Origin of the sequence: Agromyces sp. 3263 (genome assembly GCF_031456545.1) — a bacterium.
Classification (GTDB): domain Bacteria; phylum Actinomycetota; class Actinomycetes; order Actinomycetales; family Microbacteriaceae; genus Agromyces.
The window spans coordinates 981,344-1,007,503 of the sequence record NZ_JAVDUV010000002.1 but is presented as its reverse complement, the minus strand read 5'-3'; the positions used below and the strand labels follow the sequence as shown (position 1 = coordinate 1,007,503).

The 26,160-nt window shown below is 71.7% G+C and carries 15 protein-coding genes and 1 tRNA gene; 9 read left to right on the top strand and 7 right to left on the bottom strand.

The features are described 5' to 3' along the window. Window positions 1-70 precede the first annotated feature (70 nt). Window positions 71-3,190: a PD-(D/E)XK nuclease family protein gene (locus J2X63_RS17930; RefSeq protein ID WP_309979755.1), complete on the top strand. Its 3,120-nt coding sequence runs from the start codon at window positions 71-73 to the stop codon at window positions 3,188-3,190. Then, window positions 3,187-6,453: an ATP-dependent DNA helicase gene (locus J2X63_RS17925; protein WP_309979753.1), complete on the top strand. Its 3,267-nt coding sequence runs from the start codon at window positions 3,187-3,189 to the stop codon at window positions 6,451-6,453. Before J2X63_RS17930 ends, J2X63_RS17925 begins: the two co-directional genes overlap by 4 nt. Here the strand turns inward: J2X63_RS17925 and J2X63_RS17920 are convergent. Beyond that, a complete protein-coding gene (locus tag J2X63_RS17920) occupies window positions 6,378-7,616 on the bottom strand; it encodes a phosphotransferase (protein WP_309979751.1) in 1,239 nt (412 codons plus the stop codon). The two genes, J2X63_RS17925 and J2X63_RS17920, sit on opposite strands and share 76 nt — an antisense overlap. A gap of 88 nt (window positions 7,617-7,704) precedes the next feature. On the opposite strand from J2X63_RS17920, the gene nudC reads away from it, so the two are divergent. Then, window positions 7,705-8,724: an NAD(+) diphosphatase gene (gene nudC / locus J2X63_RS17915; RefSeq protein WP_309979749.1), complete on the top strand. Its 1,020-nt coding sequence runs from the start codon at window positions 7,705-7,707 to the stop codon at window positions 8,722-8,724. After that, the gene (locus J2X63_RS17910; protein WP_309979747.1) at window positions 8,709-10,547 is read left to right on the top strand and encodes an ATP-dependent helicase; all 1,839 of its coding nucleotides are present in this window, start codon (window positions 8,709-8,711) and stop codon (window positions 10,545-10,547) included. Before nudC ends, J2X63_RS17910 begins: the two co-directional genes overlap by 16 nt. 915 nt (window positions 10,548-11,462) lie before the next feature. On the opposite strand, the gene J2X63_RS17905 is transcribed toward J2X63_RS17910, so the two are convergent. Beyond that, a complete protein-coding gene (locus J2X63_RS17905) occupies window positions 11,463-12,782 on the bottom strand; it encodes a zinc-dependent metalloprotease (protein WP_309980191.1) in 1,320 nt (439 codons plus the stop codon). Window positions 12,783-13,000: 218 nt separating this feature from the next. On the opposite strand from J2X63_RS17905, the gene J2X63_RS17900 reads away from it, so the two are divergent. The 5 genes from J2X63_RS17900 to J2X63_RS17880 all read left to right on the top strand — a co-directional run bounded on the left by J2X63_RS17900 (window position 13,001) and on the right by J2X63_RS17880 (window position 18,545). Further along, window positions 13,001-14,107 carry a PDZ domain-containing protein gene (locus J2X63_RS17900; RefSeq protein ID WP_309979745.1) on the top strand — a complete coding sequence of 369 codons (1,107 nt, stop codon included), beginning with the start codon at window positions 13,001-13,003 and terminating at the stop codon, window positions 14,105-14,107. A 98-nt stretch (window positions 14,108-14,205) separates the two neighbouring features. Beyond that, complete coding sequence (locus J2X63_RS17895; RefSeq protein ID WP_309979743.1) at window positions 14,206-17,067, top strand: UPF0182 family protein; 2,862 nt, start codon at window positions 14,206-14,208, stop codon at window positions 17,065-17,067. Window position 17,068: 1 nt separating this feature from the next. Continuing rightward, window positions 17,069-17,926 carry a methyltransferase domain-containing protein gene (locus tag J2X63_RS17890; RefSeq protein WP_309979741.1) on the top strand — a complete coding sequence of 286 codons (858 nt, stop codon included), beginning with the start codon at window positions 17,069-17,071 and terminating at the stop codon, window positions 17,924-17,926. Window positions 17,927-18,012: 86 nt separating this feature from the next. Then, on the top strand, window positions 18,013-18,387 hold the full coding sequence (locus J2X63_RS17885; protein ID WP_309979739.1) for a DUF1304 family protein: 375 nt from the start codon (window positions 18,013-18,015) through the stop codon (window positions 18,385-18,387). A gap of 81 nt (window positions 18,388-18,468) precedes the next feature. Next, a tRNA-Met gene (locus J2X63_RS17880) sits at window positions 18,469-18,545 on the top strand. 100 nt (window positions 18,546-18,645) lie between these two features. Here the strand turns inward: J2X63_RS17880 and J2X63_RS17875 are convergent. The 5 genes from J2X63_RS17875 to J2X63_RS17855 all read right to left on the bottom strand — a co-directional run bounded on the left by J2X63_RS17875 (window position 18,646) and on the right by J2X63_RS17855 (window position 26,133). After that, window positions 18,646-20,775: an alpha-galactosidase gene (locus J2X63_RS17875; RefSeq protein ID WP_309979736.1), complete on the bottom strand. Its 2,130-nt coding sequence runs from the start codon at window positions 20,773-20,775 to the stop codon at window positions 18,646-18,648. 9 nt (window positions 20,776-20,784) lie between these two features. Next, on the bottom strand, window positions 20,785-22,107 hold the full coding sequence (locus J2X63_RS17870; protein WP_309979734.1) for an extracellular solute-binding protein: 1,323 nt from the start codon (window positions 22,105-22,107) through the stop codon (window positions 20,785-20,787). A gap of 92 nt (window positions 22,108-22,199) precedes the next feature. Continuing rightward, complete coding sequence (locus J2X63_RS17865) at window positions 22,200-23,138, bottom strand: carbohydrate ABC transporter permease (protein ID WP_309979732.1); 939 nt, start codon at window positions 23,136-23,138, stop codon at window positions 22,200-22,202. Continuing rightward, window positions 23,135-24,082 (bottom strand): sugar ABC transporter permease, encoded by a 948-nt coding sequence (locus J2X63_RS17860; protein ID WP_309979731.1) that lies wholly within the window; start codon window positions 24,080-24,082, stop codon window positions 23,135-23,137. The genes J2X63_RS17865 and J2X63_RS17860 overlap by 4 nt, the downstream gene beginning before the upstream one ends. Next, window positions 24,079-26,133: a beta-galactosidase gene (locus J2X63_RS17855; protein WP_396133172.1), complete on the bottom strand. Its 2,055-nt coding sequence runs from the start codon at window positions 26,131-26,133 to the stop codon at window positions 24,079-24,081. Before J2X63_RS17855 ends, J2X63_RS17860 begins: the two co-directional genes overlap by 4 nt. Window positions 26,134-26,160 lie beyond the last annotated feature (27 nt).

Below are 26,160 nucleotides of genomic sequence, written 5' to 3'. Positions count from 1 at the left end.
CACACACTATGACACGGGCCGCGCCGGGCCGGTCGCGTTCACTGTCGGCGGAACGCGTTACCGTTCAGGCATGCCCGGCACCGCGACCCTCCTGCACCCCGTCGCGACCCTCGTCGACGGCGAGCACGCGGCGGTCTTCGGAGCCCCGGGCAGCGGCAAGACGAGGCTCGTCGTCGACCTCGTCGCCGACCGGGTGCAGCGGCTCGGCTACGGCACCGACGAGGTGCTCGTGCTGTGCGCGACGCGGGCGTCGGCCACGGCGTTGCGCGACGAGGTCGCGGTGCGCCTCGGCGTCACCACGCGGGGTCCGGTCGCCCGCACGGCGAACTCGCTGGCGTTCCAGCTCGTGCGCGCCCAGACCGGGCAGCCCGTCACCCTGCTTACCGGCGCCGAGCACGACCAGATCGTGGGGGAGCTGCTCGAGGGCGGCGTCGACGACGGCTTCGGGCCCGAGTGGCCCGACCCGCTCACCCCCGAGGTGCGCGGCCTGCGCGGGTTCCGGTCCGAGCTGCGCGACCTCATGATGCGCGCCGTCGAGCACGGCGTCGACGGCGAGGCGCTGTCGCGGCTCGGGCGGCTCGCCATGCGTCCCGAGTGGCTCGCCGCGGGCGAGTTCCTCACCGAGTACGCCGAGGTGAAGGAGCAGCTCCGGCCCACGCAGTTCGACTCGGCCGAGCTCGGCGCGTTCGCCGCGGCGGTGGTGCGGCGCAGCACGGTCGACCCCGCGGCATCCGCCGCCCTCGGCACGCTGGCCGGCCTGCGGCTGCTCATCGTCGACGACGCGCAGGAGGCCACCGAGGCGACGGCCGCGCTCCTCGGGGCGTTCGCGGCACGCGGCGTCGCGGTGGTGGCGGTCGGCGATCCCGACGTGGCCAGCAACGGGTTCCGGGGTGGTCGGCCCGAGCTGCTCGGGTCCCTCGGGTCGGTGCTCGGAGGCGCGGCCGTGCGGCGGATCGACCTCGACGAGATCCACCGTGGGCGCGCCGAGATCCGCGAGGTGGTGCACGCCGTGACGGCGCACATCGGCACCGCGCTCGGCGGCAGGCACCGGCAGGCGCGACTCGCGGCGCTCGGCGACGTCGACGAGCTGCCGGTCGACCCCGACCCGCTCGCGCCGGTGCTCGGCATCGAGGCCGCATCGCACGCCGCGGAATGCCAGGCGGTGGCCGGCCTCCTGCGCGAACGCCACCTGCTGGGCGGCGTCCCCTGGTCATCGATGGCGGTCGTGTTGCGGTCGGGTGCCGACGTCCCCGCATTCGAGCGCGGCCTCGCGCTCGCCGACGTTCCGACCGCGGGCGACGCCGCGCGCACCGCCTTGCGCGACGCGCCGGCCGCTGCGGCCCTGCTCGCCGCGGCGTCCCTCGTGCTGGGTCGTGAATCGCTCACCTCGGCCCTGGCGGTCGAGCTGCTCACCGGTCCCCTCGGCCGGCTCGACGGGGTCGGACTCCGGCGACTGCGGCTGGCACTGCGACACGAGGAGCTCGCGGCAGGGGACAACCGCTCGGGCGACGAACTGCTGGTCGAGGCGCTCGGCGCCCCCGGCGGCTTCGAGACCATCGACGCAGCGCCCGCCCGGCGCGCCGCGCGCCTCGCGAAGCTCCTCGATGCCGCGGCAGGCGTGGCCGCGTCGGGCGGCACGATCGAAGAGGTGCTCTGGTCGCTCTGGGAGGGCAGCGGGCTCGCCACCGAATGGGGCGCGCAGGCGCGCGGCACCGGCGTGCTCGCCGAAGAGGCCAACCGCGCCCTCGATGCGGCCGTGGCGCTCTTCGCCGCCGCGACCCGCTACGTCGAGCGCGAACCCGGCGCTCCCGCCGTGCGGTTCGTCGACGAGGTGCTCGCGAGCGAGCTGCCCGAAGACTCCCTGGCGCCCCGGCGAACCGCCGAGACGGTGCTGGTCACCACGCCGCCGGCCCTCATCGGCCGGGAGTTCGACGTCGTGGTGGTCGCCGGCCTCCAGGACGGCGTCTGGCCCAACCTCCGGCCGCGGGGCACGCTGCTGCATGCCGGACTCCTGCCGCGAGTGGTGCAGGCCGCACGCGCCGGGGCGCCGCTGCCGGCCCCCGAGTCGGTGTCCGAGGCGAGGGTCTCGGTGCGGGGCGACGAGCTGCGGCTGTTCGCGCTCGCCGCGTCGCGCGCCCGGCGTCAGCTCGTGCTCAGCTGCACCTCCAACGACGACGAGCAACCGTCGATGCTGATGGCCTACGCCCCCGAGCGGGTGCGACCCCGACGACGACCGCTGCACCTCCGCGGCCTCGTGGGCGCGTTGCGGCGCGAGGCGTCCGCAACGCGCGACCCCGAGGCCGCCGCTGCGCTGGCGCTCCTCGCGGAGCAGGGCGTGCCGGGCGCGCACCCCGACGATTGGTACGGCCTGGCGGCACCGTCGACGACGGCCCCGCTCGTCGACCTCGACGCCGATCCCGAGGCCGTCGTGCCCGTGTCGCCGTCGCAGATCGACCGTGCGGAGGAGTCGCCGCTCGGCTGGTTCATCGATCACGTCGCGTCGCCGCCCTCGGGACTCGCCGCGTCGATCGGCACCCTGGTGCACGCGGTCGTCGAGGAGGCGGGCGCGCGCGCCGACGGCGACACCAGCATCGAGACGCTGTGGGCCGCGGTCGAGGAACGCTGGCGGGAACTCCGCTTCGAGGCCGGATGGGTCGCCGAACGCGAGCGGCGGGGAGCGCGACGCATGGCCGAGGGGGCCGCCGACTACCTCACCGCCTTCGCCGACGACGGCAAGGTGCTGCTCGGTGCCGAGGGCCGGTTCACCCTCGTCGTCGACCGGGTGCGCATCACGGGCACGATCGACCGCGTCGAGGCCTCACCAGACGGCACGACGGTCATCGTCGACCTCAAGACCGGACGCACCCCGCCCACGGCGGAGCAGACGGCGAAGCATCCGCAGCTGGCCGCCTACCAGCTCGCCGCACGGGCAGGCGCCGTTCCCGACGCCGGGCGCGCCGGCGGCGCGAAGCTGGTGTACCTCGCCAAGCCCGTGCGCGGCATGGCCTTCACAGAACGGGCCCAGCAGCCGTTCGACGACGACGATGACGCCGCCTTCCGCGACCGGCTCGCCGCCGTCGCGCGCACGATGGCCGGCAGCGAATTCGAAGGTCCCGGCGAGCTGGGCTTCCGCTCCCGATTCGGCGCCTGGCTCTACCGGGTGCACCTCGTGCCGGCGGTGTCGGCGTGAGCGCGCGCATCGGTGCAGAGATGATCGCCGCCCGGCTCGGGCTGCACCCGCCGACGGCCGAGCAGCGGTCGGTGATCGAGGCTTCGCCGCACGGGGCGAGCATCGTCGTGGCCGGAGCCGGCAGCGGCAAGACCGAGACGATGGCCAACCGGGTCGTGTGGCTGCTGGCCAATGGGTTCGTCGCCGTGCCGGAGGTGCTCGGTCTCACGTTCACGCGGAAGGCCGCCGGCGAACTGGCCGAGCGCATCCGCGAGCGCGTCGGCCAGCTCGTGCGCGAGGGCATCGCCGAGGTGGAGCTCGACCCCCTCGAGTCGGCCGCGGTCGGCACGTACAACGCCTTCGCGAGCTCGATCTACCGCGAGCACGCGATGCTCATCGGACGGGAGCCCGACGCGGCGGTGCTCGGGGAGGCATCCGCGTGGCTGCTCGCCAGGTCGGTCGTGAGCGCCTCGACCGACCCGCGCCTCGTGGAGCTCGACGCCTCCCTCGACCGGGTCACCGGTGCGGTGCTGTCGCTCAGCCGCGCGCTCGCCGAGAACGTCGTCGACAGCCGAGACGTGCAGGCATTCGCCCGCGACTTCCTCGCGATGGACGGCCTCCCCATCGAGGCTCCGCGCAAGCGCACCGACTTCGAGACGTTCACGAGCGCGCTCGGGGTCGTCGGAGCGCTGCCGCCGCTGCTCGACTTGGCCGACGCCTACGCGGCGGCGAAGCGCGAGCGCGGCTACGTCGAGTTCTCCGACCAGGTCGCCCTCGCGCTGGCGATCTGCGAGCGCAACCCCGAGGTCGTCGCCGCGCATCGCGAACGCGCGCGCACCGTGCTGCTCGACGAGTACCAGGACACGAGCGTGGTGCAGACACGGCTCCTCGCGACCCTGTTCGGCGGTCACTCGGTGATGGCCGTCGGCGACCCCGACCAGTCGATCTACGGCTGGCGCGGCGCCAGCGCCGCCAACCTCGCCAGGTTCTCGAACGACTTCGCCCCCGAGTCGAAGGCGGGCGTCTTCGACCTCTCCACGAGTTGGCGCAACCCCGGCATCGTGCTCGACGCGGCGAACGCCCTCATCGAGCCGCTCGACGCCGGAATCCCCAAGGCGCCGCTGGCGCCGTCGCCGTTCGCGGGGCCCGGCGAGGTCGGCGTGCGGTGGGCCGAGACCATCGAGGACGAGGCCGACCTGGTCGCCCAGTGGTTCGCCGCCCGGCTGGGCCGGCCCGGCACGGGGGCAGCCCGGAGTGGCGCCCTGCTGTGCCGCACGTTCGCGAACGTGGGCGTCTTCACCACGGCCCTCCGAAACCACGGCGTCCCGACGCACGTGCTCGGCATCGCGGGCCTGCTCGACCAACCGGTCATCGCCGACCTCGTGTGCGTCCTCCGCGTGCTGCACGACCCGACTGCGGGCTCCGAGCTCGTCCGGGTCCTCGGTGGGGCACGGTGGCGCGTCGGCCCGGCCGACCTCGCGGCACTCAACGGACTCGCCAGGTGGCTGGCCGACCGCGATCTGGGCAGCCACCGCCTCGACGACGGAGTCCGACAGGGGCTCCGGGCGTCCATCGCCGCCGACGAGTCCCCGTCGATCGTCGACGCGCTCGACTTCCTCCTGACCGCCCCCGACAGCCACTCGGCGCTGCGGGCCTTCAGCGAGACCGGGCTGGGCCGCATGCGTCGAGCCGGCGCGCAGCTGCAGGCGCTGCGACGTCGCGCCGGTCTCGGACTGGTCGACTTCGTCCATCTCGTGCAGCAGGAGCTGCTCCTCGACATCGAGGTCGCCGCGAACGCGGAGCAGCCACTCGGCGCTCCGAGCCTCGAGGCGTTCGACGAGCTGCTCGCGGGATTCGCCGACGTCGCCGAGCACCCCACGCTCGGCGCGTTCCTCGGATGGCTCACCGAGGCGGAGCAGCGCGACCGACTCGCACCTCGCCAGGACGAACCCGAGCCCGGCGCGGTGCAGGTGCTGTCGATCCATGGGTCGAAAGGCCTCGAATGGGATGTCGTGGCGATCCCGCGCATGGTCGACGAGGAACTGCCGTCGAAACCCCGCACCACGAAGGGCTGGCTGGCCTTCGGCGAACTGCCGAACGACTTCAAGGGCGATCGCGCCGAGCTGCCCGAACTCCAGTGGAGGGGAGTGCAGAGTCAAGCGGAGTTCGACGAGGCGGTGCGCGGTTTCGCCGACGAGAACCGGCAGCGGCACGCCGACGAGGAGCGGCGCCTGGCCTACGTGGGCCTCACGCGCACTCGGTCGGAACTCCTGCTCACGGGCTCCTGGTGGGCCTCGCAGAAGTCGCCCCGCAAGCCGAGCGTGTTCCTGCACGAGCTCGTGCGCGCCGGCATCCTCGAGGTCGGCGCCCTTCCCGTCACCCCCGCCGACGATGAGAACCCGCGCGGCGGCGACACCGTTCGCCAGCGGTGGCCGCTCGACCCGCTCGGCTCCCGCCACGACGCCGTGCACGCCGCGGCCGACGCCGTGCGGGCGGCCGCAGAGCAACCGAGCGGCAGCGGCATCGGCCCGCGGCTCAGCGAGGAGCTGCGGCTGCTCCTCGAAGACCGACGGCGCCGCATCGAGGGCCCGGCCGCGCCGCCGATCCCGGCCCGCGTGCCGGCCTCACGATTCAAGGACTACGTGGACGACCCCGCCGCCGTCGCCGAGCAGCTCCGTCGGCCGATGCCACAGCGGCCGTTCCGGGCTACCCGCCTGGGCACGCTGTTCCACGCCTGGGTCGAGCACCGCTCCACCGGCGAAGGCGAGGCCGCCGCCGTCGACGATGCGTGGTTCGATCTGGCCGACGCGCCTGCCGAGACCTCCGACGGTGTCATCCCCGATAGCACCGACGAACGGCTGCGCACGCTGCAGGCGACCTTCGAGGCGTCCGAGTGGGGTCACCGCAAGCCCATCGCCGTGGAGCTCGAGCTGCACCTGCCCATCGAGGAGCACGTGTTCGTCTGCAAGCTCGACGCCGTCTACGAGGTGCCCGAGGGCGGGGAGCTCGCCGCACGCGGCATCCGGCACCAGGTCGTCGACTGGAAGACCGGCAAGGCGCCGAAGGACGCGCACGACCTCGAGCTCAAGCAGACCCAGCTCGCCCTCTACCGGCTCGCCTATGCGAAGTGGGCCGGCCTCGACCCCGACGCCGTCGACGCGGTGTTCTACTTCGTCGAGGACGACCGGGTCATCCGGCCCGAGCGGCTCTACGACGAGGCGGCGTTGCGGCGGGCCTGGGCGTCGGTCACCGCGCCGGTCCCGTCGGTGCCGGTCGCCGGTTGATCCTGCGTATCCGATGACGGGGTCGCGTCGCCCCAGTCGCTGAGGTCGAGGGGGATGGGGGCGGTGGCATCCATCGAGATCGGCTCGCGCTCGCCGGCCTCGCGGCGTTCGAGCTCCGAGAAGTCGTAGCTGTCGGTGAGCATCGTCGCCGCGCCCTCGCGAGAAGCGTGATCTCGAGGGGTGTCGTCGAGCAGCCGCTCGACGTCCCCGACCGTGAGGATCGGACCCGTCTCGGGCGACAGCGGTTCGCTCGACCGGTCATGGACGCTGGCCGCCAGCCCGTCGAGCAGTGACACGGCGTCGGCGATGATCGCGTCGTCGCGCTGCTCCACGCCGTGCAGCAGCCACCGTGCGAGCTCCAGCTCGCCGTACAGCAGTGCCCGCTGCGGCAGGTGCGCGTCGGCGCCGCCGTTGCGCCCGGTGATGTACGCGTCGAGCGCAGCCTCCGCGGAGGCCCCGCGCGACGTGAGCAGCCAGTGCAGGTCGCGCGCGGGGTCTCCGACGGCGAGCGAGGACCAGCCGACCACCGCGGTCACGGTGTCGCCCTCGACGAGGAACGAGTCGGCCGAGAGCGCTCCGTTGACGACCGTCGGGCGGAAACGCCAGAGGGCATCGTCGTCCGTGGCCTGCTCCCAGCGACGCAGGATGGCCGCGGGAAGGTGTCCGGTGTCGGCGGCGCGGCCGATCAAGTCGATCACGCCGTCACGCGACTCGTCGGCGGACTCGCGAGGCAGGCCCGCGTCGCCGACGAAGCCGCTCGGCAGGCTGTGCACGGCTGCGACGGCCGAGCCGACCGAGAACGCGAGCCCGGGCAGCTCGGTGAGTTCGTCGGCGGTGCGCACGGCACCGGGGAGGAACTCGGTGACGATGGCCCGCGTGCCGTCGATCGGCGCCTGTCCGACGAAATCGGGCACGGCGAAGGGCAGGCGGGCACGGATGCCCGCGGTCATCGCGCGGATCGCGACGAGATCGGCGGACTGCTCGGTCTCGGCGTTCTGCGACCGCGGAGCGCGGATGACGAGGCGTCGGCCGTCGACGGAGTGGAGCTCGACCGCGTCGTAGGCGCCATGACTGCGGCGGGTGTGGGCCCTGGCTGCCCGGACCTCGAGCCCGGGCACCGCCGCCGTGGCCAACGCGGCTAGAGTGAGTGGGGGTCTGGCCATGGCACACAGCTTAAGCAGGCGAATCCGACTCCCGGGCGACCGCCACGCCTTCCCGCCGACTCCGCCCTGAAGCGCAGAGAGGTGGCCAGTGCCCGAATCGACATCCCCGCCCCTCGCGCGCGCCGCCCTCGACCGCGACGGCGAGGCCCGCGGCGTCGACGGGTTCGCCGAGCGCTTCGATGCCGACCCGGCGTCGCGGGTCATGGTCCTGCACCGAGGACGCGCGCTGCTCGCCGAGCGCGTCGAGGGGTCTGCGCCGCGCCTGCAGTTCCTCGAGCCGGCAGCGGTGCCCGACTCGACGCTGCGGGCCTACCTCGGCCGCACCATCCCGACCACGGCGCCGGTCGACAGCGCCGACGAGGGGTCGGCGGACGTGTCGATCGCCGCGAGCGACGACCTTCCGGCCGGCACGGCCATCGAGCTCCGCGTGCTCGACGACGTGGTCGCCGCAGACCTCGAACCCGAGGAGGCGCGATGGGCGAATCTGCGGGCGGCGGCTCCGGTGCTCGGCGATCGCGACGCCGGGCTCTTCACCGAGGCCCTCGCGCTCGCGAACTGGCATGCGGCCGCGCCCTTCTGCCCGCGATGCGGATCCACCACGACCGTGGTGCAGGCCGGATGGGCGCGCCGGTGCGACCGCGAGGGGAAGCTCCTGTTCCCGCGCACCGACCCCGCCGTGATCGTGCTCGTCACCGACGACGACGACCGGGTGCTGCTCGGCTCCAACGCCCTCTGGGAGCAGAACCGGTTCTCGCTCCTCGCCGGATTCGTCGAGCCCGGCGAATCGCTCGAGGCCGCCGTCATCCGCGAGGTGGGCGAGGAGGCGGGACTGCGCGTCGACCGCGTCGAGTACGGCGCCTCCCAGCCGTGGCCGCTGCCGGCCAGCCTGATGCTCGGGTTCACTGCCCGGGTGGCCGACGGCTCCACGCCGTCGACGGCGACGCCCGATGGGGTCGAGATCCTCGCGCTGCGGTGGTTCTCCCGCGACGAGCTCGCGGCCGCCGCGCAGGAGGTCGCGCTGCCGGGCGGCACCTCGATCGCCCGCTGGCTGCTCGAGCGGTGGTACGGCGGCCCCGTGCCCGAGTCGCGCCCGTGGACGACGACGTGAACGCGGCATCCGACCCGCTGCTCGCCGCGCTCGACGACGACCAGCGGGTGGTGGCGGAGGCGCTCATCGGCCCGGTCTGCGTGCTCGCCGGCGCGGGCACCGGGAAGACGCGCGCGATCACCCACCGCATCGCCTACGGCGTGGCATCCGGTGCCTACGACCCGGCCCGCGTGATGGCGCTGACCTTCACCTCGCGGGCCGCCGCCGAACTGCGCGCGCGACTGCGCGCGCTCGGCGCCGAGGGCGTGGCGGCACGCACCTTCCACGCGGCCGCGCTCGCTCAGCTGAACCACTTCTGGCCGCTCGTGGTCGGCGGCTCGGCGCCGAGGGTGCTGGACTACAAGGGGCGGGTCCTCGGCGAGGCGGCCGAGCGACTGCGCCTGCGCGTCGACGTGCCGACGCTGCGCGACGTCGCCGCCGAGATCGAGTGGCGCAAGGTCAGCGCCGTCGGCATGGACGCCTACGAGCAGCGGCTCGCCTCCCGGGGCGCACCGGGCACGCTGACCGGAGACCAGATGCTCGCGCTCGTGGCCGGCTACGAGCAGCTGAAGGACGAGCGGCGCATGCTCGACTTCGAGGACGTGCTGCTCGCCGTCGCGGGCATGATCGAGTCGGAGCCGTCGGTGGCGATGCACGTGCGCGAGAGCTATCGCCACTTCGTCGTCGACGAGTACCAGGACGTCTCCCCGGCGCAACAGCAACTCCTCGACCTGTGGCTCGGCGGTCGCCGCGACGTGTGCGTGGTCGGCGACGCCAGCCAGACCATCTACACGTTCGCCGGCGCGACTCCCGAGTACTTGCTCGGGTTCGAGCGCCGCTACGAGGACGCGACGCTCGTGCGGCTCGAGCGCAACTACCGCTCGACGCCCGAGGTCGTGGACGCCGCCAACCGGTTGATGCGCGGCCGGGCGGGTGCGCTGCAGCTGCACGCGGTCGACACGACGAGCGCGGGCTCCACGGATGCCGCGAGCCCGGCGGATGCCGCGAGCCCGGCGGATGCCGCGAGGTCCACGCCGTCCTCGGCCGGCACGTCGCCGGAGCCGCTCGTGCTGGAGTTCGCCGACGAGCTCGCCGAGGCGAGGGGAGTGGCCACCCGGATCCGCGACCGGATCGACGCGGGCGTCCGACCCGAGCATGTGGCGGTGCTCATGCGCGTGAACTCCCAGTCGGCCATCCTCGAACGCGCGCTCGACGAGGTCGGCGTCGGCTCGAGGGTGCGGGGATCGGCGCGGTTCTTCGACCGGCCCGAGGTGCGCGAGGCGGTTCACGCGCTGCGCGCGGCCGCGCTCACCATCGCGGGGGAGCCCCTGTTCAAGTCGGTCAGCGACGTGCTGCGCTCGATGGGCTGGACGGTGCAGCCGCCCGAGGGTCCGGGCGCCGTCCGAGCCAGGTGGGAGTCGCTGAACGCGCTCGCCCGCCTCGTCGACGACGCCCCCGTCGGAACGACCTTCCGCGAGTTCGCCGACGAGCTCCGGGCACGCGCGGAGGCGCAGCACGAGCCGACGGTGTCGGCCGTGACCCTCGCGACGCTGCACTCGGCGAAGGGGCTCGAGTGGGACGAGGTGCACATCGTCGGCCTCACCGAGGGCATGCTCCCGATCGCGTACGCGAAGGGCTTCGACGCGATCGACGAGGAGCGCCGGCTGCTCTACGTGGGCATCACGCGGGCACGGAAGCGGCTGACGCTGTCGTGGGCCCGGGCCGGCGGTGCGCATCGAGGCGAACGGGAGCCGTCGCGATTCCTCCAGGAGCTCGGCACCCGCACTCGGGATGCGGCTCGTGCCGGCGCCGGCGGGGGAGCGCGGCCGGTCGTTCGCGGCTGAGCAGGAGCGATGTCGACGCCAGGGCCTTCGAACCGCATCGCAGCCGGTCGTCGATGACGCCCACCGACAGGGCGGTCGCCTCGATGACGGCGAGGGTCGTCGCCGTCGCGGCCGGTCGACCGGCGAGCTGCGCCGCGATCACCGGCCACGCCGCGTCGTCATCGCGGCGGTCGAGGTCGACGCAGCGCAGGCACGGCCCGGAGCCGGGCTCCACGAGCGGGCCGATGCGCGCCCCGGTGTCGTCGAACACGACGGCGAGGTGCGGGATGTCGCGGCGGAGCCAGGGGAGGTGCCGCGCCGGCGGCACCACCCACGACGCGACGATCACGACGAGGTCGACCGCGTCGGCGAGATCGGTCGCGTCGACGAGGTCGGTCGCGTCGGCAAGGTCGGTCGCGTCGGCGAGGTCGGTCGCGGCTCCGGCGCCGTCGGGCTCACTCCCGCCCGCGCCACCCGCCACCGCGACGCACTCGATGAGCACACCACCGGGTTGGGGACGCAGCACCCGGTAGCCGAGCGACAGGAGGTCGCCGCCGAGCCGGCCGGCCACGAGGTCGTCGCCGTCGACCACGACCACCGGCGCGGCACCTCCTCGCGCGCGTGCGGCCGACGGCGGCACGGCCTCGAATGCCGGCTCCAGCGCTGCCACCAACTCGAGCACCTCGTCGCGCTCGCCACCGAGCCCGCTGCCGATCGTGCACAGCGTCTCGATGCTCGCGCCGTGCCGGAGCGCTGCGATCAGCCCCGTCTCGAGGTCGCCCGCGCCGCGCACCACGACGCGCGGCGACGCGCCGAGCTGGAGGTCGAGGGGCGTGCGCCACACGACGGGGAGGGCCGGATCGATGCGCGGTGACATGCCGAGAGCATGCCCCACGCGCGCGGTCGGCCGCGGCATCCGTCCACAGGGATCCGGCCTCAGGCCTTCGGGTCCTCGCCGTCCTCGCCGGGGGCCGCCGGCGTCTCGCCGCGCAGCAGCTGCTCGAGCGCCTGGTCGAACTCATCGTCGGCAGCCGAATCGGCGGTCTCGACTCCGGTCAGCCGGGCGATCAGGGCGGTCGGGTCATCGAGGTCGGCGCTCGTCGGCAGCAGGTCGGGGTGCGACCAGAGGGCGTCACGGCCCTCGACGCCGACGGCCTCGGTGACCGCGCGCCACATCGCCGCGGCCTCGCGCAGGCGGCGCGGACGCAGCTCGAGCCCCACGAGCGTGGCGAACGCCGACTCGGCCGGCCCGCCGGAGGCGCGTCGACGGCGGATCGACTCGGCGATCGCGTCGGATCGGGGCAGGCGGCCGGTGGCGTCGGCCGTGACCGCGTCGACCCAGCCCTCGACGAGGGCGAGCATCGTCTCGAGACGTCCCAGCGCGGCATCCTGCGCCTCGCTCTTCGGGCGGATGAGCGCGCCGTTCACGACGGCGTCGCGGAGCTCCTCGGTGTTCGACGGATCGAAGCCCTCGGCGAGCTGCTCGAGGCGGTCGGTGTCGATGTCGATGCCGCGGGCGAAGGCGGTGATGGCGCTGATCAGGTGCAGGCGCAGCCAGCGCGCGTGGCGGAACAGCCGGGCGTGTGCGATCTCGCGCACCGCGAGGTACAGCTCGACCTGGTCGGTGGGGATGTCGAGGCCGTTGCCGAACTCGGCGACGTTCTGCGGCACGAGCACGGCGCGGCCGTCGCTCTGCAGCGGGATGCCGATGTCGCCGCCCGAGACGACCTCGGTGGCGAGCTGCCCGACGACCTGTCCGAGCTGCATGGCGAAGAGCGCGCCGCCGATGCCCCGCATCATGCGGCTGGCACCCTGGATCATCGAGCGGAGCTCCTCGGGCGCCTGCTCGCTCATCACGCGCGTCAGCGAGTCGGAGATGCTGAGCGCGACCGGCTCGGCCAGCTGCGACCAGACCGGCATGGTGGCGGCGACCCACGCGCGCCGGGTGAGCAGCTCGGGAGTGTCGGGGAGGGCCGAGAAGTCGACGACCGGGTCGAGCCACAACGACGCGACCTGCAGGGCCTGGTCGAGTCGAGCGCGCTCCTCCGCGGTGATCTGCAGCTGTCCGGATGCCGCGCGCTCCTCGCCCTGGCGCACCGCCACACTCCAGTCGATGTCGTCGCCGCTCTGGTTCATGGCCGCCTGCAGCTGCCCGAAGAGCGCGGCGAGGCTCGCCGGGTCGTTCGGCAGTCCGGCCGCTCCCGCGAGCCGCGACGGATCGATGCCGCCGGAGCCCGAGAGGAGCTCCCGCAGCATGTCGCGGAACTCGTCTTCGGGGTTCTTGTCGCCAGGCTCGTCGTCCCGATCGGCCACGTGAGCCACCTCCAGTCGCGTCTGTTTCCACCGTAGTCCCGGGCCTCGGGCGCGTGTCTGGGAAATGGCCTAGGCTGGGCGTTCCGGGTGTCCGCCCTTCGCGAACAACGCCGGCCCCGGCGCTCGCACTCGGCGATTCGATCGCCCGGAAGGAACCACGGATGGCCCTCTTCGACGACGACCCGTCGCCGCGCCCGCAGGGCCGCCGTTCGCGTCGGGAGCGCGTCGGGTGGACGGCGCTCGCCGTCGCCGTGGCCATCGGCATCCTCTTCGCCCTGCTTCCTTCTCCGTACGTGATCGAGCAGCCCGGCCCCGTCTTCGACACGCTGGGCACCGCCGAGCACGACGGCGAGGAGGTGCCGCTCATCGAGATCCCCGATGCCGAGACCTTCCCCACGGACGGGGAACTCAACCTGCTCACGGTCACCGTGCGCGGCCGGCCGGGACAGACCCCCAACTGGCTCGAGGTGGTCGCCGCCTGGTTCGACCGCACGCGGTCGGCCGTGCCGGTCGAGGCGGTCTTCCCTCCGGGCGTGAGCGACACCGATCGCGACGCCCAGAACGAGGCGGCCATGGTGGACTCCCAGCAGGACGCGATCGCCGCCGCGCTCGTCGAGCTGGGCTATGACTTCCCGCGCGAGGTGACCGTGGCCGGCGTCGTCGACGACTCGCCCGCCGCGGGCGTGCTCGAGGAGGGCGACGTCATCGTCTCCGTCAACGGCACCGCCGTGAACTCCATCGACGAACTCCGTTCCGCCGTGCGCGAGAACGGCGCCGACACCTCCGCCAGCCTCCTCGTGGTGCGCGACGGCGCCGAGCAGACGCTCGAGGTCACCCCCGTCGACCGCGACGGCACCGTGGTGCTCGGCGTGGGCGTGCGCATGCACTACGAGTTCCCCATCGACGTCGTGCTGCAGCTCGACAACGTCGGCGGCCCCAGCGCCGGCATGATGTTCGCCCTGGGCATCATCGACAAGCTCACGCCCGACGAGATGACGGGCGGCGAGGTCTTGGCCGGCACCGGCACGATCGACTCGTCGGGCCAGGTCGGGCCCATCGGCGGCATCCGCCAGAAGCTCTGGGGGGCCGAGGAGGCGGGCGCCGACTGGTTCCTCGCCCCGGCCTCGAACTGCGACGAGGTCACCGGACATGTCCCAGACGGCATGCGAGTCTTCGCCGTGAAGACCCTCGACGAGGCGCGCTCGGTGGTCGAGGCGATCGGCGACGGCGAGGACACCTCGGCCTTCGCCTCCTGCCCCGCCGCCTGAACAGCAGTTTCAAAGGAACGCGACTCTAGGATGGAGTCTCGATCCCACAGCGACCGAACAAGAGGCGAAGAGTGTCTGCACAGCCGCACGAACCGAGGATGCCGCGCCGTCGCGCGCCGATCGCGATCACGATCGGGGTGGTGGCCCTGCTCCTCATCGCGTTCTTCGTGTTCGTGGGCCTCTACGCCGACGTGCTCTGGTACGACCAGCTCGGCTTCGTCGACGTGCTCACGACCGAGTGGGTGGCGCGCCTCGTCCTCTTCCTGATCGGCTTCCTCGCGATGGCCGTGCCCGTCTGGGCCTCCATCCAGATCGCCTACCGCACGCGTCCCGTCTACGCGAAGCTGAACTCGCAGCTCGACCGCTATCAGGAGGTGTTCGAGCCACTCCGCCGCCTCGCGATGTACGGCATCCCCGTCGTGCTCGGCATCTTCGCGGGCGTCTCGACGTCGAGCCGGTGGGAACTCACCCTCACCTGGCTGAACCGCACCCCGTTCGGCACGAATGATCCGCAGTTCGGCTTCGACATCGGCTTCTTCGTCTTCGAGCTGCCGTTCTACCGCTCGATCGTCGGCTTCGCGTCGGCCGTGGTGCTGCTCTCGCTGCTCCTCGTCATCGCGACGAACTACCTCTACGGGTCCATCCGCGTGAGCGGCCGCGAGGTCGTCATCTCGAAGTCGGCTCGCATCCAGATCGCGGTGACGGCTGGCCTCTACCTGCTGCTCCAGGGCGTCAGCATCTGGTTCGACCAGTACGCGACCGTCACGGAGAACAGCACCCTCATCACCGGTGCGGGATACACCGACGTCAACGCCGTGATCCCCGGTCGACAGATCCTCGCGGCGGCGGCGGTCGGCGTCGCGATCCTCTTCTTCGTCACCGCGCTCATCGGCCGCTGGCGGCTGCCGCTCGTGGGCGTCGCGCTCCTCGTCGTCTCGAGCCTGATCATCGGTTCCCTCTACCCCTGGATCATCCAGCGGTTCCAGGTCGACCCGAGCGCCCGCTCGCTGGAGGCGCCGTACATCGAACGCTCCATCGACCTCACCCGTGAGGCCTACGGCGTCGCCGACATCGAGACGATCCCATTCGAGGCGAAGACCGACGCCGAGCCCGGCGCGCTGCGATCGGATGCCGCGACGACGGCGAACATCCGACTGATGGACCCGCTCGTGATCAGCCCGGCGTTCCAGCAGCTCGAGCAGTTCCGCCAGTACTACCAGTTCCCCGACGCGCTCGACGTGGACCGGTACGACATCGACGGCACCACCCAGGACACCGTGGTCGCGGTGCGAGACCTCGCGCTCTCGGGCCTCGGCGATGCCGAGACCTGGTTCAACTCGCACGTCGTCTACACGCACGGCTACGGCCTGGTGGCCGCCGCAGGCAACCAGCGCTCGGTCGACGGGCAGCCCGTGTTCCTGCAGTCGGGCATCCCGTCGACGGGCACCCTCGGCGACTTCGAGCCGCGCGTCTACTTCGGCGAGGAGTCCCCGGCGTACTCGATCGTCGGCGCCCCCGAGGGCGAGGACCCCGTCGAGCTCGACTACCCCGCCGGAGGCGAGAGCGACCAGCAGACGCAGACCACGTTCGAGGGCGATGGCGGGCCGAAGCTCGACAACGTCTTCACGAAGCTCGTGTACGCGCTGAAGTTCCAGTCGGAGCAGATCTTCCTCTCCGAGGCGGTCAACGACGAGTCGCAGATCCTCTACGACCGCGACCCGATCGATCGAGTGAAGAAGGTCGCCCCGTACCTCACGATCGATTCCGACACCTATCCGTCGGTCGTCGACGGACGGATCGTCTGGATCGTCGACGGCTACACCCTCACCGACCAGTACCCGTACTCCAACAAGGTCAGCATGAGCGAGGCCATCGCCGACAGCGAGGGCCTGCCCCAGTCGCTGCCCTTCGACGAGGTCAACTACATCCGCAACTCGGTGAAGGCCACGGTCGACGCGTACGACGGTTCGGTGACCCTGTACGCCTGGGACGACGAGGACCCGATCCTGCAGACCTGGCAGAAGATCTTCCCGAACTCGCTGAAGCCGATGAGCGAGATGTCGGGCGCGCTCATGAGCCACGTTCGCTACCCCGCCGACCTGTTCAAGATGCAGCGCGCGGTGCTCGGCCGGTACCACGTCACCGACCCCTCCTCGTTCTACTCGCGTGAGGACGCGTGGACGACGCCCAACGACCCGACGGCCGGAGCGAACTCCACGCTGCTGCAGCCGCCGTACTACCTGACGATGCAGATGCCCGGGCAGGAGGAGCCCGCATACTCGCTCTACTCGACGTTCATCCCCGAGGCTCGAGGCGACCAGAGCCGCAACGTGCTGCGCGGCTACCTCGCCGTCGATTCCGACGCGGGGGCGAGCGACGGCGAGCGATCCGACGGCTACGGCAAGCTGAGGTTGCTGACGCTGCCAGAGGATGACAACGTGCCCGGCCCGGGCCAGGTGCAGAACACGTTCAACGGCGATCCCACGGTGTCGCAGTCGCTCAACCTGCTGAAACAGGGTCAGTCCGAGGTCATCAACGGCAACCTGCTGACGGTGCCCGTGGGTGGCGGCCTGCTCTACGTGCAGCCCGTCTACGTGAAGTCGACCGGCAATACGAGCTATCCGCTGCTGCAGAAGGTGCTCGTCGCCTTCGGCGACCAGATCGCGTTCCAGGACACCCTGGATGCGGCGCTCGACGTGCTCTTCGGCGGCGACTCCGGCGCTGAGGCGGGCGACAACGAGGTGGATCCCAACGCGACGCCCACGACGCCGCCCGACGACGGCACCACGGTGGCGCCCCAGCCGAGCGACGAGGTGCAGGCGCTCCTGAACCAGGCGTCGCAGGCCCTGAAGAACAAGCAGGCCGCGCTCTCCGAGGGTGACTGGGCGGCGTACGGCGCCGCCGACGCCCAGCTCGCGGAGATCATCGCCCAGCTGCTCGCGATCACCCAGGACCAGTGACGTGGTCGTCGACCTCCGCCACGGCGATTGGCTCGACGACAACCGCGCCAACTGGGACGAACGGGTGCCGGTGCACCTGGCGTCGGACTTCTACGACCAGGAGCCGCTCCGTCGCGGCGACATCGTGCTCGACCCGATCTCCCGGGCCGGCGTCGAGCGACTGCACCCCGACGGTCTCGACGGACTGCGGGTGCTGCACCTGCAGTGCCACTTCGGCTCGGACACGCTCTCGCTCGCGAACCGCGGCGCGACGGTCGTCGGACTCGACTTCTCGCGTCCCGCCGTCGAGGAGGCGCGACGCATGGCCGCCGAGCTCGGGCTCGGCGATCGCGCGCGATTCGTCGAGGCGAACCTCTACGACGCCCGCCACGTGCTGCCCGAGCCCGGGTCGTTCGACCTGGTGTTCACGACCTGGGGCACCATCGGGTGGCTTCCGGATGTCGCGGAGTGGGCGCGCATCGTCGCGTGGTTCCTGAAGCCGGGCGGCCGTCTCTACTTCGCGGACGGGCATCCGGCGGCCTTCGTGTTCGACGGCGACGGGGGCCCGGGCGGCCTGCCGACCTTCCAGTACGCGTACGGCGGAGGCGAGCCCGACGTGCTCGATGACCCGTCCGACTACGCCGACCCCGACGCGATGATCGCGCACGCCCGCACGTGGGAGTGGATGCATCCGATCGGTGAGGTCGTGGGCGCCGTCCGCGCCGCCGGACTGGTGGTCGACGAGCTGGCCGAGCGCTTCCAGGTGCCGTGGCGGATCTTCCCGATGACGGTGCCGCAGGGCGAGGGCATGTTCGGCTGGCCGACCGAGCAGTGGCTGCCGCTCTCGTACGAGCTGGTCGCGCAGGCCCCCTCGTCCTGACGCCCACTCCATCGATGCGCGGTTCGGCCGAGTGACATCCGATCTGGGGTCTTGTCCTGCTCCTCGGCGGCGAGGACACTGTGCCCATGAGCGTGGTCGCCCAGATCCTCGCGATCGTCGAAGGGCTCGGCGTCGCGTTCCTCGGGATCCTCTCCGCATTCTTCTTCCGCAGCCCCAGGATGCGCGGCGTCTTCCTCATCGAACCCGAGAACCAGGAGATCGTGCGCCCGTGGGCCATCTCCTACGGCTTCTCGAACCTCGCGTGGGGCACCGGGGCGCTCGCCGGCGTGGTGGCCGTGAACCTCGGGTTCCCCGAGGTCGGGCGCACGCTCGTCATCTTCGTGAGCATCGCCACCATCATCCGTGCGCTGGCCATCTTGTTCGGCGACCTCCGGTACTGGCGGCTGGTGGCGCCGATGGTGCTCGTGCCGGCGCTGGTCCTCGTGGCCATGGCGGTGTGAGCATCGCCCGAGCGGATGCCGCGTGGCCGTCGCCCTCGATTGGACGACGTTTCAGACGCATGCTAGTGTTGTCTCTTGTGCCGCGGGGTGGAGCAGTTCGGTAGCTCGCTGGGCTCATAACCCAGAGGTCGTAGGTTCAAATCCTGCCCCCGCAACCAAGAAGTCCCGGTCAGTTTCGGTTTCTCGACATCACTCGAGGCAACTGGCTTGGCACGAATCCGGCGCAGCGCCACGCTGCGCCGGATTCTTCGTCTGCCCTCACACCGCCGAGAGTTCGAAGGGCACGGCATTCTCGGGCGCGAGCAGCGGCACGGCGAGGCCGACCTCCGCCAACACTCGCCCGGTGAGCTCGATCGTTCCCGCCTCGAACCATGGGGGAGCGGCATCCTGCACGGTGCGCGGTGCCGGGCCGAGCTCGAGGCGCCGGACCCGGTAGACGCGGTCGGCATCGAGTCCCGGCATCCGGATCGCCGGGGGCAGGGCCGCACGTGCGGTGCCGAGCATCGCCATCGAGAAGATCCCGTGCGTCCGGTCCGCGGAGACGACGCCGTGCACGATCCGGGCCGGATCGTCGGGGTCGGCCCGCACGACGCGCCCGCTGTGCAGCAGGGGACGGAGACGGCGGTACTCGCTCGCCCACGCCGCGATGTGATCGAGCTCGGCGTCACTCGCCTCGGCGAGGTTCCACTCGATGCCGGCGCTCCCGAAGAGAGCGGTCGCGAACCGGAAGGAGAGCTCGGACCGGCGCCTGGTCGTGTGCGCACGGGCGGCTCCCAGGTGTGCACCGAGGTACTCGGGCGGCACGAGGAGGCTCGTGTACCGGTGGATGCCCTGCCGCTCGAGCGGGTCGTTGGTGTCGCTCGGCCACACCCGGTCGGTGCGCTCGAGGATGCCGAGGTCGATGCGCGCGCCGCCCGAGGCACACGACTCGATCTCCACGGCCGGATGCGCGGCGCGGAGCCGGTCGATGAGCGCGTAGGCGGCGAGGGTCTGCGCGTGGGCCGAACCGCCCAGCAGGTCGCGGTTGTGGTCCCACTTGAGGTAGGCGATGTCGTGGTTGGCGAGCAGGTCGTCGAGGCGCGCGAAGACATGGTCGCTCGCACCGGGGGCGGTGAGGTCGAGCACGTGCTGGTGCCGCCACGCGAGGTCGCCAGGTCGGCCGAGCACCCACTCGGGATGCGCCCGCGCGAGGTCGGAGTCGAGGTTGACCATCTCGGGTTCGACCCACAGTCCGAATTCCATGCCCGCCCCGTGCACGCGGGCGATGAGCGGGCCGAGGCCATCGGGCCAGTTCGCGGAGTCCACAGTCCAGTCGCCGAGCGCATGCCGATCGTCGTGCCGGCCGCGGAACCAGCCGTCGTCGAGCACGAACCGCTCGACGCCCACACGGGCCGCCGCGTCGATGAGCGGCTCCAGTCGTTCGAGGGACTGATCGAAGTAGACGGCCTCCCAGGTGTTGAGCACGAGCGGCCGCTCCCGCCGGATGGTCGACCACGACCTGATCCACGGATGCAGCCGGTCGGAGATGCCGTCGAGCCCGGCGTTCGAGTACACGGCGATGACCCACGGCGAGGTGTAGGCGGCTCCGGCCGGGAGCGTGAGCTCGCCCGGCGCGAGGAGTTCGCCGCCGCCGAGTGTCGCGGGTCCGAGGGCCGACCGCTCGGCCCACGCCTCGGTGTCACCGCTCCAGGCGACGTGGGTCGCCCACACCTCGCCGCTGCGGAATCGAAACCCGGGGGTGCCGGCGGCCAGGAGAAACGCGTCGTCGTGGCCGCCTCGGCCGTGGCGCCCCTCGCGGCTGTGGACGCCGTGCTCGAGGGTGCGGCGGATCGGCCGTCGCTCGCGGCTCCACAGTCCGCTGAAGTCGAGGAGCTCGGTGGCGCGCGCCGGCACCGGCAGCACGACGGCCGCGCGGCCGATGCCGAGCGAACCCTGCCCGCGGTTCTCCACGCGGTGCCGCAGCCGGAGGACGCCCGTGTCACTGAGGTCGAGCTCGGTGATGACGGCAACGGATGCCCCGGCGTCGACGAGCTCCCAGGTGAGGGTCGACGGCGCATCGAGTTCGTGGAGGACGCCATGGGCGAGCTCCAGCCGGGGCGCTGCGAGCGCGCGAGCCGCGGCGGGACCGTCTGCCCCTGCGGCATCCCGGAACACCTGGAGGCCCGGTCGGCCGCTCCAGCCCTCGCCGAACGTGGGCATCAGGCTCAGCCGGAGGGGCTGGTCGATCGAAGAGGGCGGCACCGAGGGCACCGTGGCGAGGGCGAGGGCATCGAGGGCGGCCTCGTCGAGTGCTCCGAGGTCGGCGCCCCAGTGCAGCACGGCGGGCACGCCCGTGCCGCGGGCGTCGACGACGACGCTGACGCCCGCGGCACGGAGGTAATGGATCACGGGGTGAGGTTACTCCGCGACCGGGATGGACTGGGCCTCGAGCGTGGAGATGGTCGTGGCCTGCCCCTTGGTGAGCGCGTCGACGAGCGTGCCGTCACCGCTCGCGGCGGCCTTGAAGCCGTCGGAGACGTCGGCGTACGTCTGCGTCATGGTCGGACCCCACGTGAAGTCCGGGCTCACCTGCGTGGCCGCCTCGGCGAACACGTCGTAGATCTTCTGGCCGCCGTAGAAGTCGACGCCCTCCTTGAGGACGGGAAGCTCGAGGCCGGCCGTGGTGGCCGGGTAGATCTGGGCCGTCTGGTTGAGCGAGGTGAGCGCCTCCTCCGAGGTGTTCAGCCACAGCGCGAACTTGGCGGCCTCGTAGAGGTGCTCGGTGCCCTTGAAGACCGCGACCGACGAACCGCCCCAGTTGCCCGCGGCCTCGCCGCCGGCCTCCCACTGCGGGGCGAGCGCGACCGACCAGTGACCGGCGGTGTCGGGTGCGCCGCTCAGGATCGAGTTGGCGCCCCAGACGGCGGAGTTCCAGGTCCAGACCTCACCGGAGTTGTACGCGTTGTTCCACTCGTCGGTCCAGGCGGGGTAGGTCGAGACGAGGTCGTTCGCGATGAGGTCCTGCCAGTACTCGGCGACCTTGGTCGACTCCTCGCTCGTCAGGTCGACGGTCCACTCGTCGCCGTCGTTCTGGAACCACTGGCCGCCCGCCTGCCACACGAATCCGGCGAACTGGTTGATGTCGGTCTGCGAGAAGTTGGTGATGTACCCGCCGAGCGCGCGGATCTGCTCCGCTGCCGCCTTGTACTCCTCCCACGTGGTGGGCACCGGGATGCCGTTCTGCTCGAACAGGTCGCTGCGGTAGAAGAGGCCCATCGGTCCCTGGTCCTGCGGCACGCCGTAGAGCTCGTCGTCGGTGCCGAGGCTGGCCTGACTCCACGTCCATGGGAGGAACTGGTCCTCGGCCGCGACGATGTCCTCGCACGCGGCCAGGTTCTCGAGGCCGTCCTGCACGCGGAAGTTGGGCAGGGCGTCGTATTCGATCTGGCCGAGGTCGGGCGCGTTGCCGGCCTCGAGCTGGTTGAAGAAGTTCTGGTAGGTGCCGGCGTTGCCGGAGGGGCCCGTCTGCACCTCGACCTGGATGTCGGGGTTGTCCGCGTTCCAGATCGCCACGGCGTCCTCGATGCCGGGGATCCAGGAGGTGAAGGTGAGGTTGACGTCGCCGTCCGCGGGCTCGCAGGAGGCGGCGTCGCTGCCGCTTCCTCCGGCGGAGCATCCGACCATCGCGATCGCGACGGTGGTGAGCAGGGCTGCGGCGACCGCTCGTTTCGTGTGACGCATGGTGTTCCTTTTCTCGGTGTGGTGGTGCTCGGTGTGGTGGTGCTGAGTGGGGATGGTGCTGGGTGGTGGCGTCCCGCCGTCGGGACGCGGTCCTACTTCAACGCGCCCGTGCCGAGGCCGGTGCGCCAGTACCGCTGGAGCAGGAGGAAGGTGACGATCAGGGGGATGATCGAGAGGAGCGCTCCGACGAGCACGAAGCTGCGGAGCTCGGGGAACTGGTTGATCGACGAGTTCCACGCGTAGAGGCCGAAGGTCACCGGGAACAGCTCCTCGCTGCGCAGCATGATGAGCGGCAGGAAGAAGTTGTTCCAGATCGCCACGAACTGGAAGAGGTACACGGTGACGAGCGCCGGGAACATGAGGCGGATCGAGACGGTGAAGAAGGTGCGCACCTCGCCTGCGCCGTCGAGGCGGCTGGCCTCGAGCAGTTCGTCGGGCACGGATGCCTCGGCGAACACCCGCGTGAGGTACACGCCGAAGGGGCTGACGATGCTCGGGAGGAAGACCGCCCAGAAGGTGTTGGTCAGCTCGACGCGGCTGAACAGCAGGAACAGCGGCAGGGCGAGGGCGGTGGCGGGCACGAGCACGCCGCCGAGGACGACGTTGAAGATCGTCTCGCGGCCCGGGAACCGGTACTTCGCCAGCGCATAGCCGCACATGGCCGCAAGGAGCGTCGCCACGAGCGCGCCAAGGCCGGCGTAGAGCACGCTGTTGAGCATCCACCTGAGGTAGACGCCGTCGCGGTAGGCGAAGAGCGCGGCCACGTTGTCGAAGAACGCGACGTCGGCGAACCACAGCGGGTTGGTGCCGAGGAAGTCGGCGCGGTCCTTCGTCGACGCGACGACAAGCCACCAGATCGGGATGAGGAAGTAGAGCGTGAACACGCCCATGACGAGCATGGCTCCGGCACGCGGGACGAACCGCTCCCGCGGCCCGCGTCCTGCGGGGAAACCACCGCGCTGGGTGCGTCCGGTGGGAGCTTCCGAGCCGATGCTGCCGTGCGCGGCATCCGTGTCGATCGCGGCGCTCATGCTTCGGCCTTCTTCCGGGTGATGCGCAGGAACGTGAACGAGAGGATGAACGTGGCCAGTGCGAGCACGACCGAGAAGGCCGCCGCGAGGTTGACGTTCGGGATCGAGGACGTCGCGTAGATCGTCATGTTGGGCGTGTACGTGCTCGTGACCGCCGAGCTGAACGATCGGAACACCTGCGGCTCGGCGAGGAGCTGGAGGGTGCCGATGATCGAGAAGATGGCGGTGAGGATGAGCGCGGGACGGACGAGCGGGATCTTGATCGACCAGGCGATGCGCCCCTGGCCGGCGCCGTCGAGCACCGCCGCCTCGTAGATCTCGGCCGGGATCGCGAGCAGCGACGAGTAGATGATGAGCATGTTGTAACCGACGAACACCCACGTCACGACGTTCGCGATCGACCACAGCACCAGGTCGGCGCCGAGGAAGTCGACGTTGCGGGTCAGCTCCTGGAACGGGGAGAGGTTGGGGGAGAACAGGAAGCCCCACATGATCGCGGCGATGACGCCCGGCACCGCGTAGGGCACGAAGAACGCGAGGCGGAAGAACTTCTTGCCGCGCAGCAGCGGCGAGTCGAGCAGCAGGGCGAAGAGGAGTGCGAGGCCGAGCATGATGGGCACCTGGACGACGCCGAACGCGAGGACCCGGCCGACGGAGGTCCAGAACGGCTCGTTCTGGAAGACGAGCGCGTACTGGGTGAGCCCGCCGAACACCTCAGTGGCCTCGCCGAACGTGCCTTCTCGCTCGACGACGAGCAGCGACTGGTAGATCGCGTACCCGATGGGCACGACGTAGAACAGCAGGTAGAGCAGTCCGAACGGGGCGACGAACGCGACGATGGCTCCGGGGTGCTGCACGCGTCGGCGTGGCCGCGGCGCGGGGGAGGGACCGGCGTCGATCCCGGGGGCCGCGGGGGCGCCGGTGGTGGTGACGGGGGCGGTCATGCCGCTCCTTCCTCTCTGACGACGCGCACGGCTCCGGCGGGAACGGGGCACGATCCGGCGATGGCGTCGCCGGTCACGAGTTCCGTTCCGCGGGCGACGACGTCGATGTCGTCCGTGCCGTGGTTGATGATGAATCGGTACGAGTGCTCGGCGCCGACCCGGCGCACGACCTCGACCGAGGCGGATGCCGCGGGGTCGGCCTCGACGCCGGCACCTTCGAGCACGCGGCCGACGAGGTCGCGCAGGGCGCCCTGCTCGAGCAGCGTGCCGAGGTACCAGGCGTCACCGCCGTCGGTTCCGGATGCCGCGGCGCGGCGTGTGATCGCGGGGCGCCCGGCGGCGGGGCCGTCGGCGAACCGGTCGACGACCGCGGCATCCGTCACCTCGATGCGTTCGCTCCAGAGCGACGCGGAGGCACCGGACTCGAGGGTCAGCGGCGTACCGGGCAGCAGCGGGGCGAACTCCTCGACCCGAATGCCGAGCAGGTCGCGCCACACGCCGGGGTAGCCGCCGGGACGGACCCGATCGGATTCGTCGACGATGCCGCTGTAGAAGGTGACGAGCACGTGGGCGCCGGCGGCGACGGCGTCGTCGAGGGTGGCGGCCTCGGCGTCACGCACCGAGTAGAGGCCGGGAACGACGACGAGACGGTACGCGGTGAGGTCGGCACCGGGCCGCACGATGTCGACCGTGACGCCCAGGTCGCGCAGTGCGCCGTAGAGGGCGTGCACCTGGTCGAGGTACTCGATCTCGTGGGTCGGGCGGTTCTCGGCGTCGCTCGCCCACCACGACTCCCAACTGAAGAGCAGGGCGACGTCGGCGACCACACGGGCGCCCGCGACCTGGTCGAGTCGACCGATGATCGAGCCGAGCTCGACGGCCTCGCGCCACAGCGCGGACGTCGTGCCCGCGTGCGGCAGCAGCGCCGAGTGGAACTTCTCGGATCCCTGCAGGGAGGCGCGCCACTGGAAGAAGCAGACGGCGTCGGCGCCGCGGGCGACGTGCGTCAGGGAGTCGCGCAGCATCTGTCCGGGTTCCTTGGCGGCGTTGACGGGCTGCCAGTTGACCGATCCGGTCGAGTGCTCCATCAGGAGCCACGGCTCGCCGCCGGCGAGACCGCGCGTGAGGTCGGCGGCGAAGGCGAGTTCGGCGCGGGGATCGTCGAGGCGGTGGTCGAGGTAATGGTCGTTCGCGACCACGTCCATCTCGGGCGCCCAGGTCCAGTAGTCGAGGTTCCGGATGTGCGCGGTGACCATGAAGTTCGTGGTGATCGGCCGCTCGCTGCGGCTGCGGATGATCGCGGCCTCCGAGCGGTAGTACCCGAGCAGCTCGTCGGAGGAGAACCGGTGGAAGTCGAGCACCTGGCCGGGGTTGCGCGTGGAGACCGTGAGGCGCGGGGTGCCGATCTCGTTCCAGTCGGTGTAGCGCTGGCTCCAGAAGCTCGTGCCCCAAGCCCGATTGAGCTCGGCGATGGTGCCGTAGCGCCGCTCGAGCCAGTCGCGGAACGCGCGGGTGCTCGCATCGCAGTGGCAGAGGGCGTTGTGGCATCCGAGCTCGTTCGACACGTGCCAGAGCGCGACGGCGGGGTGCTCGCCGTATCGTTCGGCCACCGCATCGACGAGCGCGAGGGCGGAGGCCCGGAAGACGGGGGAGCTGGGGCACCAGGCCTGCCGGCCGCCCGGATGCCGCGTGGTGCCGTCGGCCATCACCGGGAGGATCTCGGGGTGGCGTGCGGTCAGCCATGGCGGGGGCGATGCGGTACCGGTGCCGAGGTTCACCCGGACGCCCGCCTCGTGGAGGAGCTCGATCACGGTGTCGAGGTCGGTGAAGTCGAACGAGCCGTCGGGACCCTGCAGGCGGGACCAGCCGAAGATGTTCACGGCCACCAGGTCGACGCCGGCCTCCTGCATGAGCGCGACGTCCTCGCGCCAGACCGAGGGGTCCCACTGCTCGGGGTTGTAGTCGCAGCCGAAGGCGACGCCCTGGTGCTGGAAGCGGGGACGCGACGCGTCGGCGGTGGGCTGCGGCGCCATCGTGGCGAGGTGGTACATGTGCGCTCCGTCGATCGTGCTCGTGCA